At 73.0% G+C, this 11,510-nt stretch carries 7 protein-coding genes and 1 pseudogene; 2 read left to right on the top strand and 6 right to left on the bottom strand.

Annotated elements, in window-relative coordinates; all coding sequences use genetic code 11:
* Position 1: 1 nt before the first annotated feature.
* Positions 2-1,045: a hydroxyacid dehydrogenase gene (locus tag ACZ7D7_RS33445; RefSeq protein ID WP_470829287.1), complete on the bottom strand. Its 1,044-nt coding sequence runs from the start codon at positions 1,043-1,045 to the stop codon at positions 2-4.
* Between the two features lie 315 nt (positions 1,046-1,360).
* Between ACZ7D7_RS33445 and ACZ7D7_RS33450 the strand changes: the two genes are divergently transcribed.
* On the top strand, positions 1,361-5,449 hold the full coding sequence (locus tag ACZ7D7_RS33450) for a type I polyketide synthase (protein ID WP_470829289.1): 4,089 nt from the start codon (positions 1,361-1,363) through the stop codon (positions 5,447-5,449).
* Between the two features lie 53 nt (positions 5,450-5,502).
* Positions 5,503-6,138 (top strand): TetR/AcrR family transcriptional regulator, encoded by a 636-nt coding sequence (locus ACZ7D7_RS33455; RefSeq protein WP_470829290.1) that lies wholly within the window; start codon positions 5,503-5,505, stop codon positions 6,136-6,138.
* A 175-nt stretch (positions 6,139-6,313) separates the two neighbouring features.
* Here the strand turns inward: ACZ7D7_RS33455 and tpg are convergent, their stop codons facing one another.
* From tpg to ACZ7D7_RS33480, 5 genes and pseudogenes are all read right to left on the bottom strand, one after another.
* Positions 6,314-6,868: a telomere-protecting terminal protein Tpg gene (gene tpg / locus ACZ7D7_RS33460; protein WP_470829291.1), complete on the bottom strand. Its 555-nt coding sequence runs from the start codon at positions 6,866-6,868 to the stop codon at positions 6,314-6,316.
* A gap of 6 nt (positions 6,869-6,874) precedes the next feature.
* Entirely contained in the window at positions 6,875-9,166 is a 2,292-nt protein-coding gene (tap, locus tag ACZ7D7_RS33465; protein ID WP_470829294.1) for a telomere-associated protein Tap, read from the bottom strand.
* A 269-nt stretch (positions 9,167-9,435) separates the two neighbouring features.
* On the bottom strand, positions 9,436-9,909 hold the full coding sequence (locus ACZ7D7_RS33470) for a hypothetical protein (protein WP_470829295.1): 474 nt from the start codon (positions 9,907-9,909) through the stop codon (positions 9,436-9,438).
* An 81-nt stretch (positions 9,910-9,990) separates the two neighbouring features.
* A complete protein-coding gene (locus ACZ7D7_RS33475; protein WP_470829296.1) occupies positions 9,991-10,953 on the bottom strand; it encodes a hypothetical protein in 963 nt (320 codons plus the stop codon).
* Between the two features lie 303 nt (positions 10,954-11,256).
* A pseudogene (locus ACZ7D7_RS33480) lies at positions 11,257-11,510 on the bottom strand (Fe-S oxidoreductase); the annotation flags it as partial.

Consider the following 11,510-nt stretch of genomic DNA (forward strand, 5'->3'; position numbering starts at 1 on the left):
CTCACACCCCCCGCGCGCCGGTGCCGGCCAACGGGCCCCGTTCCGGCTCGGCGCGGCCGGGCGGGACGAGGCTTCCGGGCGCCGCGGGGCCACCCGCCCCGGATGATCCGGCTTCCTCCAGCAGGCCCCGCGACTCCAGCATCTCCAGGGCGATACGTGCCGCCTCGTGCCCGGCGCGGTGCTGGGCCTCGGCGGTGCCGGCGCCGAGGTGGGGGGTGGGCAGCACGTTGGGGAGGCCGAGGAGCGGGGAGTCGCGGGGCGGTTCGACGGCGAAGACGTCGAGCGCCGCCGCGGCGACGCGCCCGTCCTTGAGGGCCCGGGCCAGCGCGTCCTCGTCCACGATTCCTCCGCGTGCGGTGTTCACGAGATGGAGCCCGGGCTTGGCCAGGGCCAGTTCGCGCGCGCCGATCAGGCCCTCCGTCTCGGCGGTCCTCGGCAGGTGGACCGTCAGGAGGTCGCTGCGCGCGAGGAGTTCGTCGAGGGCCACCGGCTCGGCGCCGGCGCGCCGGCAGTCGTCCTCGGAGACGTGGGGGTCGTGTGCGAGGACGGTCATGTCGAAGGCGGCCAGCCGGCGCACGACCTGGCGGCCGATGCGACCGAGGCCGAGCACGCCGAGGGTGCGGCCGGCGAGTTCGCCGCCCCTGAAGGCGGAGCGGTTCCACTCCCCCTGGCGGACGTGCTGCGCGGCCGCGGGGATGTGCCGGGCGAGGGCGACGGCCAGGCCGACGGTCAGCTCGGCGACGCTGACGGCGTTCGCTGCGGGCGTGTTGGCGACGGACACGCCCGCGTCGTCGGCGGCCGCCGTGTCCACGTTGTCGAGACCCACCCCGGCGCGTACGACACCTTTCAGCAGGGGCGCGTGGGCGAGGACCTCGCGGTCCACCCGCGTGCCGCTGCGCACGATCAGAACGGAGGCATCGGCGACGGCGGCCAGCAGCCGCGCCCGGTCGCCTCCGTCGGCTCTCCGGACCTCGCACGCGGCGCGCAGGGGAGCCAGCGCGTCGTCCGGCAATGGATCGCTCACCAGCACCACAGGTCTGGGCATGACGGCATCTCCTCATGAGGGCGGGGACACCCCGAGGGTGGGGGGCGTGTCCCCGCCGGGGGTGCGCCGGAGCGGATCACGCCCGGCATTCATGCGCTGCGACGCAACCATAGACCAGAGCTCATCCATGTACGCAAGTGCACTTTTGACCGGAGCGCATAATTCCGCAGCAGTTCGGCCAGGCACTCGGACGTAACGACCGAAAATCGGACCCCTAAACCGGCCCAAACCCACCCCCGACGCCCTTGTGTAAAACTGAAGAATAAGTTTGGATCGCCATGCATATTTGAACCTGATTACCGAGAGGGGTACGTGGTGGCGAGCCAGTGCGAGACCAGCGAGGTGCCCGCCGTCGCCGTCGTCGGCATGGGGTGCAGGTTTCCTGGCGCTCGGGGAGTGGACGCGTACTGGGACCTTCTGCGCGGCAACGTCGACGCGATCACACCGGTCCCCGGGGACCGGTTCGACGTGGGCCCGCACTACGGCGCCGAACCCGGCACCCCGGGCCGGACCGTGTCACGGCACGGCGGATTCCTCGACGACGTGTACGCGTTCGACGCGGCGTTCTTCCGGCTGTCGCCGCGCGAGGCCCGCACGATGGACCCGCAGCAGCGGCTGCTGCTCCAGGTGGTGTGGGAGGCGCTGGAGCAGGCGGGGATCCGGGCCTCGTCGCTGGCGGGCCGCCGCGGCGGCGTTTTCGTGGGCCAGGCCACGTCGGAGTACGCCGAGACGACGGGCGAGGCGGCCGTCGCGGACGTACGCGCCATGGCGGGCGGCAGACTCCGCGCGGTCACGGCGGGACGCGTCAGCTACGCCCTGGACCTGCGCGGGCCGAGCATCGTCCTCGACACCGCCTGCTCCTCCTCCCTCGTCGCGGTGCACGCGGCGCGGCAGAGTCTGCTCACCGGTGAGAGCGACATCGCCGTCGCCGCCGGCGTCAACGTGCTGCTCTCCCCCACCGACTCCATCGCCTACTCGCAGGGCCACATGTTGTCCCCGGACGGCCGCTGCAAGTTCGGCAGCGCGGACGCCGACGGCTTCGTCCGCAGCGAGGGCGTCGCCGCCGTCCTCCTCAAGCGCCTGCCCGACGCCGTCCGTGACGGCGACCCGGTGCTGGCGGTCCTGAGGGGCAGCGCGGTGACCAACGACGGCCAGGGCAGCGGCCTGCTGCTCCAGCCCGCCGTGCCGGGACAGGTGGAGATGCTGCGGGAGGCGTGCCGCAGCGCGGGCATCGCCCCGGCGCGCCTGGACTACGTCGAGGCCCACGGCACGGGCACGGTGGTCGGCGACGGTGTCGAACTGCGCGCCCTCGCCGAGTTCTACGGCTCCGACGGCCCGGTCGCACGGCCCCTCCTCGTCGGTTCCGTGAAGAGCAACATCGGGCACACGGAGGCGGCGGCCGGCCTCGCGGGCCTCATCAAAGCGGTGCTGACCGTCCGTCACCGGACGGTGCCCGCATCCCTGCACTGCGCCACGCCGAACGACCTCCTCCGCGCCGGGGACCTGCCCGTCCGGGTCGTCACGGAGAACACCCCGCTGGACCCGGACCGCGGGCCGGCGGTCGTCGGCGTCAGCTCCTTCGGCATCTCGGGCACCAACGCCCACGTCGTGATCGGCGAGTACGCCGCCGACGCGGCCGGCCGGAGCCCGCGTCCGTCCGCCCCCGCGATCCACCGAACCCCGCGTCCGTCCGCCCCCGCGACCGGGACGGAGCGCGACGACGCCCGGGAAGCCCCACACCTGCTCGTCCTGTCGGCCCGCTCGGAGCGGTCCCTGCGCGGACTCGCCGCCCGCTACGCCGGCCACCTGGAGCCGGGCGGCCCCGGACACGGCATCGCACTGCGGGACGTCTGCCGCACCGCGGCCACCCGCCGCGACGCGCACCCGTACCGCCTGTGGGCCGTCGGCACGACCCACGCGGAAGTCGCCGCGGTCCTGCGCACGCTGGCCGACGGCGGCGAGTCTCCCTACGGCGGCACCGGCGAGGCCGGGTTCGCCGCGGACCGCGAGCCGGTCTTCGTCTTCGCCGGGCAGGGCTCGCAGTGGGCGGGGATGGGACGGGACCTGCTGCGCTCCTCGCCGGCGTTCCGCGCGGCCATGACGGAGTGCGACGCCGCCGTGCGGGAGGAGGCGGGCTGGTCCGTGCTCGACGCGCTGAACGCCGAGGACGGAGGGTTCCCCGACACGGTCGACAAGGTGCAGCCCACGCTCTGGGCCGTCCAGGTCGCGCTGGCGGCGCTGTGGCGGGAGATGGGCGTGGACCCGGCGCTCTGCATCGGGCACAGCATGGGCGAGGCGGCCGCGGCGTACGTGTCGGGGGCGCTGTCCCTGCGGGACGCCGCCGCGGTGATCTGCCGCCGCAGCGCCCTGATGCAGCGGCTGGCGGGGCGCGGGGCCATGCTGTCCGTGGAACTGCCCGCGGCCGAGGCCCGCGAGCTGGTCTCCGCGTACGGCGACGGGGTGTGCGTCGCGGCCGAGAACGGACCCGAGGCGACGGTCCTCGCGGGCGACACCGTCACGCTGGAACGCATCGCCGGGCGGCTGGACGAGCAGGGCACGTTGTGCCGCGTCGTCCGCGTGAACGTCGCCTCGCACTCGCCCGTCATGGACGAGATAGGGGACGACCTGCGGGCCGCGCTGCGGGACCTGCGGCCCACGGCCCCGCACACCCCGATGTTCTCCACGACCCGGTGCGAGCCGGTGCGGGACGGAGCCCTCGACGCGGCGTACTGGCAGGAGAACCTGCGGCAGCGCGTCCGGTTCAGGGAGGCGGTGGAGCGCGCGGCCGAAGCGGGCGACCGGGTGTTCGTGGAGGTCGGCCCGCATCCCGTACTGGTCCAGGCCGTGCGGGACGTCGAGGCGGCCGCCGGGCTGCCGGGCACGGGCGTGCCGACGCTGCTGAAGGAGCAGGACGGCACGTCGGCGGCCCTACGGGCCCTGGGGCGGGCGTTCACCCTGGGCGTCCCCGTCGACTGGGACCGCTTCCACGGCGTCCCGGACTCCGGACCGGCACCTCGCGTGCCGCTGCCCCTGTACGTGTGGGACGAGGAGCGGTACGTCCCCGAGCCCGCGACGCGCGGGGCGTACGGCGCGGCCTCCGCCCCGGCCGGTCCGGGGACGTACTCCAGGGACGTCGCCCTGCGCCGCCTCGGCCTGGCGGAGGTGGCCGACGGCCTGTCGGTCCGCGGGCTGTGTCCCGTGCCGCCGCCCGTGTACTGCGGCGCGGTCACCGAACTGGCCCGGGACGTCCTGCCGGACGGCGAGTTCACCCTTGAGCGGATACGTTTCGGCGCGGAGCAGCCGCACCTGCCGGACGCCCTGGACACCGTCGCCCGCATCACGCTCGTACCCGAGGACACGGCAGGCCTGTACCGCTTCGCCGTCGAGCCGGCCGTACGACCGGGCGCGGACCCGTGGCTGACGGGGTTGCTGCGCGCGTCGCCGGTACGCCGGGAGACCGGGCCGGACGGGTCGCGGGAGCTGGACCTGGCGCTGACCCGGTGCACGGAGTACGTGCCGGGCAGTGAGTTCTACCGGCGGGCCGAGGCGCGGGGATACCGCATCGGCGAGGCGCTGCGGACGGTGGGCCAGGTCTGGCGCCGCGACGGCGAGGCCGTGGCCCGGGTGGCCGTCCCGCCGGGCGGCGGGGCCGCTGCCCTGGAGGCCGGACTGCTGCCGGTCGTGGCCGCGTGGCCGCACTCCGGCGGCCCGGGTGCCGCGACGTGCGTCTTCCTGACGGAGTCCTTCGAGAGCGTGCGGCTGTCGGGCCCGCTGGACGGCGCGTACTGGTCGGTGGCGCGGTTCGCCCCGTCGCCCGCCGCGCAGGACGCCCCGGCCGGTGGCCAGGCGGACATTCTGCTGGTCGCCGCTGACGGGCGGGTCGCCGCCGAGTTCCGGGGCGTGCGCATGCGCCGGCTCCCGGATGCGGCGCCGGGCGGCGAGTCGGGCGGGTGGACGGTGGGCGAGCCCGGCTGGGAGTCGGGCGGGCGGGGGGAGGGCGAGCCCGGCTGGGAGTCGGCCGAGGACCTCATGGCGAAGCCGGCCGGAACGCCGGGCCGTACGGAGCCGGCCGGGGCGCACGCCCGCACGGAGCCGGCCGGACGGCGAGGCGAGCGCGCCGGTGCCGCGCGGCCCGCCCTCGCCACGGTCCTGGACCACGCGGCCCACGTGCTGGGCACGCCGGTGAACCGGATAGACCCCAGGATGAGCCTGCGCGAACTGGGCCTCGACTCCCTGATGGCCCTGCAGTTGCGGGGCAGGCTGCGGGCCAGCCACGGAACGGAGGTGGCCGTCCAGCGGCTGCTGGGCAAGGAGAGCATCGGCGACCTGGTCACGGCTCTCGACGGTGCCGAGCCGGACGTTCGCGGGAACGAACCCAGACGGCAACCCATAGATGTACCCTAGTATAAATATAGGTTCTGATAGGGAAACACGTGCAGTGAGAGCGAGGCCGTGCCATGGCCATCCACACACCTCGGACGGAAGCGGGGCGTCCGCTGGGACGCCGGGAGCGGAGCAAGCAGCGCGTCAAGCACGCCATCTACACCTCCGCCCTCGACCTCTTCGCCGAGCAGGGGTACGACGGAACGACGATCGACCAGATCGCGGAGCGCGCGGACGTGGCGCGGGGGACGTTCTTCAACTACTTCCAGCGGAAAGAGGACCTGGTCACCGCCTGGGCCGAGGGACGCAGCGAGAGGCTGAACTCCATCATGGAGGAGTCGCTGCACGCGACCGACGACGTCACCGTCCACCTGGAGCGGTGCATGGCCGCCCTGGCCCAGCTCAACGAGGCGGAGCGGGACATCACCCCCGTCATGCTGGAGGCATGGGTGAAGGCCGGGCGCCCGCTCGACGAGGAGCCGTACACGGCCTCGATCTTCACCACGATCATCGAACTGGGCAAGCGCCAGGGGCGGGTCGCGCCGGACATCGACTCCGAGCAGGTCGGCCACATGCTCCGGGACTGCTACCTCGGCGCGCTCTACCGCTGGTCGCCGCAGAACGAGGGCAAGCCGCCGCTGCACGTGGAGCTGCGGGCGATCCTGCGGGTCGTCCTCACCGGCGTCCTCGGCTACCGCGAACCGCGCTGACCGGCCGCGGACCGCGGACCCGGCTCGTACGCGCGGGTGAGGCCCCCGAGGGGGCCTCACCCCGGCGCGCCGGCCGGTGCGGTACCGGTAGATGAGCCCTTCGACGATGCGACGCTGATCGGCGAACGGGCGCCCTGCCCTCTCCCTTTTCCCCGCTGCGGTTCAAGGGACCTGCCTACAGACCGAACTCGACGTGCTCCAGATCGGTGTACTCCACCTGAAGCCCCGCGGCCCGCCGGCCGCCGTCCTTGAAGTACGTCTCCTGCAGTCCCTCAGCGGCGATCGCCTGCAACTGCCGGTCCCCCGCCCCCTGTTCCCGGGCCTCGAAGAGCCGTGCCGCGTAGTGCGGAGGCAGCGCCACGGTCAAGTGCCGCAGACGGGCGTCGTCGGTGGTCCCGGGCGCCGCGGTGTAGCCGAAGCGGGCCCGGGTGTCGATGACGATGCCCCCGGTTGTCGCCGCGGCCTGCCGGGCCCTGGCCCGCACCTGCGGCTGCCACCGCTTCGTCACCTCCGCCTCCAGGCGCTCGGCGAGGTCCCTGCGGGGCTTCTTGATCTGGTCCTTGACGTACCGCTCGACGGTGCGCTGCGAGACGCGCAGCAACTGCGCCACGGCCTTCGTGCCCTTCATCTGCTTGACCAGGTAACGCATCTGCGCTCCCGCCGACTTCGGAACCGGGCGCGTGAACGCCTGCCGCACCGCCTTGTCCAGGCTGTCGCCGAACATCCCCATCGCGGCCTACTCCCCGTCGTCCTTGGTGGTGACCTGTCCGTCCTTGATGTACCTGGCCAGGTTCAGCTCGGAACCGTGCTCCTCGCGGATGCCCTCGGCCCACAAAGTGCTCTGCGTGCCCTCGTGCTTGACCATCCCCGGCGAGACACCCAGACGGAAGCCCCCCGGCAGCGGCTTGCCGTCGCGGTACGGCAGGAAGTCCAGCGGACTCGGCCCCTTCGAGGCGTACACGGCACAGTCGGACAGGACCGCGACCGGGTACTGGCCGGTGAAGGCGGCGTGCTTGAGCATCTTGCGGTGCATGTTGACACGCGCCTTGGAGATCACGGCGGCCCGGATGTCCGGACGCCAGGTCGGCCGGGCCAGCGCCGGCCACGGCTGCCCCGGCCGCCAGCCTCCCCCGCGAGGCCGCTCGCGCAGTTTGCCGATACCGCCCTTGACCGTCGCCTTGATCGCCGACAGCACGACCGCGAGCTGCGGATCCCGCTGCCGGTGCCCCTCCATCGCCGCCAGGAACTCCTCGGGCGACAGATCGGCACCGACCCCCAGCTCGGCCATGGTGGCCACGTAGGCGTCCCTCAGCCGCGTGTACCAGGCGTCCAGATAGCGCCCGTTGTCCGGCCGCACATACGCCTCCAGCGGCGCGACGTCGTAGCCGAGCTCCACCGCGTACGCGACGGTCGGCGTCGCGTACCAGGCCGGTCCCCCAGGCCGCTCGCCGCCGGGCGTGAACGGACTGGGCAGCAGCTCCCGTTCCAGCCGTACGCGCTCCTTGCCGACCAGGACCCGGGAGAGGTCCACGTGGGAGAGGTCGACCAGCCACGAACCGGGCAGCTTCGGGTCGAACGCCGGGGCCTTGACGCGCACGGGCGCCCCCAGCCCGACGGTCGTGCCGTTGGCGGCCGCCGCGAAGGCCATGTTCACGTCGATGCCCACCACATGAGGCAGCAGGCATTCGTTGTCGGTGAGGGGGCGCGCCCAGTCGTAGGCCTCCTCCATCAGCATCTCGGCGGGCGTGCGCTGGTGGAAACGCGGCAGGTCCGCCAGGAGCGGGTGCCCGTCCGGCGCCTCGCACGGCGCGCAGTCGACCGGCTGGGTGCCCAGCGAGCCCGGGTTGTGCTCGCTGTGGCGTTTGCCCGTGGCGTCCGGCTCCCCCGCCCGGGTCGGCGGATGCAGGGCGGTCATCAGCTCCAGGCCGGTCACCGCGGTGGACCCGCGCGGCGTCATCACCCGCGTCGCGTACGTGCCCAGCAGCCGGGCCAGGTCGGCCGGATACAGCCGCTCGGTGTCGCCCCAGTGCCGCGGGTCGAGCGCGCCCCAGGACGGGATGCACAACTGCACGCACGCCCGTTGGGAGCCCTGCGCCGGCCGGTAGATCCGCGCCCACGGCCCGAAGCCGCGCTTGGTCAGCTTCCAGTCGGCCCGCGCCAACTGCTTGACCACCTTGTGCCCTTCGGGAATCCGCCCGGCCATACGCTCTTCCTGCGTCAGCCGCGCGGGAAGGCCGAACCGCTCGCACGCGGCCTCGGTCAGCACGACCAGCGGGTCGGCGTCCTTGCCGTGGAAGCTCAGCCGGGGCGCACCCAGCTTCGCCTCGGCCAGCGTCCAGGCCACCAGGGCGGGCAGCGTCTTCGCGGGCACGTCCAGCACCAGACCGCCGACGCAGTACGCGAGCGCCTCGCCGTCGGCCACGTCGACGACCGCGAGCGGCCCGTTCTCGAAACGGGGGTCGGCCTCGGCGGCGGCACCGGGCCGGGGCTCCGCCGGGGCCTTCTTCACGGCAGCCTTCTTCACCGCCGGCCGACGCGGCGGCGCGTTGCCGGCCCGGTGCGCGGGCGCCGGTGGGGCCGTCTGCTCCTCGACGGCCGGGACGGAAGGCGCCGTTGCCGAAGCCCCGGTCCTGGCGGGGACGACGGCAGACCCGGAATTTGGGCTGGGGACGGACCCCGGTGCGGGGCCGGGCTCCGGGGTGGGGCGGGGTTCCGGGGTGGGACCGGGGTTCGAGCCGGGCCCCGGTGCGGGCGCGGGTGCGGGCTCAGGCGCCTGTGCGGGTGCGGGTGCGGGATAGAGTTCCGCGAGCTTTTTCAGAAGCCGCGCGTACGCCTCCCGCTCGGGCGCCCGTGGTTCGGTCCGCCCCGCCTCCCAGCCGCTGACCGTGGCCCGGCGCACCTTCAGCGCGCCGGCCACTTGGTCCAGAGTCAGCCCGTGGGCCAGGCGAAGCCGCTTGCGCTCCGCGGGCGGCGGCAGCGGTGACGCGGATGCGATGAGCGCGTCTACCGCCTCGAACAACTCGGACATGGGCACCTCCCAGGCGCCCATCCTATCCGCGAAAAGCGTACGGACAGCGCACCTTTGGCGCACAAAAACCGTACGCGCCTAGGTGTGCCGACGTGGCGGACGCGAAAAGCCCACTGCCACAGGGGCCCCTCAGCCATGCTCGCGAACGCCCTTCAGGACGACCCCGGCAGCCGTCAGGTCGCCGGGGTCGTTTTATCTCGCCTCGTTCACATCCCGACCGTCGTGCTTCCGCCGGCAGGAAGTGGCGCGCCAGTCAGGTGGATGCCGCCTCAGGTGAGCCAGCTGCCCGGCGCGCATTCGGCGGCCGTCACCCACCGGTGGGAGCCGATCCGGTTGTCCACGACGCCGGCGCCGTTGGTGAAGTAGTTGTCGGTCAGGTTGTCCGCGTACAGCTCGTACGGCGAGAGGCAGGTGTAACCGCCCTGGTGGCCCGGGCCGACGTAGAAGGCGACGACGTCCCTGCCGCCGAGGGTGCCGCTGTTCATGACCGAACTCGTGTCGTAGTACGCCGAGTGCGTGAACCCGCCCTGGTTGTCGCCCCAGTGGGCGTCGTTGCCCTGGGTCGCGCCGAGGAGGATGCCCTCGCAGTCGGGATGCTGCCAGGCGCGGACGAAACCGTCACGGCCCGGCCACTTCGCGTCGCAGGTGGCGCCCTGGGTTCCCGCCTGGGCCGTTGCGGCGGGGACGGCCAGTCCCAGGGCCGTCAAACCGAGAACGGCTATGGCTGTGCCCAACTTTCGCATGATGAACTCCTTTTTGTCTTTTCGTGGAGGACGTACTGATCCGATCCGCGACCGGTGGCCGCGGACATCTGGGGGTGGTGGTCAGGCGCGGGGCTCGACGATCCGCACGGCCCGTGCGAGAGCTCTGCGCTGCAGGCGTGTGTGCGTGTCGAGGGCCTCGCCGTACCGGCCGCGCAACTGGTTCACGTAGTGGGTCTCGCGCTCTCGGCCGATGGACACCAGAGAGGTGTTGCGTACGCAGGTGGCATCGGCGACGGCGAGCTTCCGTTCGGCGTCGAACGCCCTGTCCGGGTCGGGCATCAGTACCTGCCGGTCCGCCGCCGCGCGGGCCGCGCCGGGGTCTTCGTAGTCGTGTCCCGCCCGCTCCATGCACCGCGACCACGCGCTCAGCGCCGCGGTGAACCGCTTGTCGGCCATCAGCCGCGGAACGTAGAGGGGTTGGAGATTCGCGACGGTCTTCTCCGCGCGGAACCATGCCTCCGGATCCCCGTACAAACGCTTCTCCGCCTCGGCCGCGCAGCCCCCCACGCGTTTGCGGATCGTCGCGCCGCCCGGGACGTCGGCCGAGAACACGGGTGCGTCGCGCCCGCCGTCCAACGCCTCGTCGTACGCGGCGCGCCGCTCGTCGGACAGCGCCTTGCGGTAGGCCAGATTGGGGTTGGTGCGGCGCGCACGGTTCTCCGCTTCCCGGAGCCGGCTGCCATAGCCGTACTCACGCGCCCAGTCCACGTCGTCCGAGACGTAGCCGAGGGTTCGGCTCTCCGCCTTGCTCCGCCGCTCCGCTTCCCAGAACCGGAAGCCCGCGCGCTTCATGCAGGTGCCGATCAGCCGCTGCTGGGCGTCTGAGATCCGCAGGAGTTCGGCATCGGTCAGCGCTCGCGCCGCAGCCGCCGGCTCGGCCGTGCGGGGCTCCGCGGTCCCGGTGCAGCCGCCTCCGGTGATGACGACGAGTGCCGTAACGGCCAGTGCGGGGACGGCGCGCGGCACGAAGGTCTTCCCCTTCGGCCGGGCGCCATTCCGTAAGCCGTGCGCACTGCTGTCCATGCCGATCCCCTCCCCCGCATACGAAACCCACCGGTGGTCGCGGAAAGGGAGCGGTCCGGGCCACTGGCTGTGGCACCATCCTTCGACAACCGTGGGACAGCCGAAAGCCTTTCGAATTTCCTCGAAAGACCGAGCATCACCCGAGGGACGAGGGCGGATTACGGCAGCACGTGGCCGCTTTCGGTTCGGTCTGATGGGCGTTGCCCGTACGCGGCGGCGAGAGGGCGGCCGGTCGTCTTGCCGAAACGACCGCAGGGCCGCCATTCGGCAGCCCTGCAGTCGTCACTTGCCCTCTTGGGAGGGCTACTTCACCGGTTGCGGCTCCGGTTCGTTCTCCGGCTCCGCCTGGTCGGTGGGGTCGGCGGGGGTCTTGACGGAGTCGAGGAGGAGTTGGGCGACGTCGACGACCTGGATGGATTCCTTGGCCCTGCCGCCCGCGGCGGAGCCGCTGTCGGATGCAGCCTTCTTGCCGTTGACGGAGTCGGTCAGCATGACGAGGCAGAACGGGCAGGCGGTGGAGACGATGTCCGGGTTGAGGGCGAGGGCCTCGTCGACGC

The sequence above is a fragment of the Streptomyces sp. NPDC037054 genome (assembly GCF_055606745.1).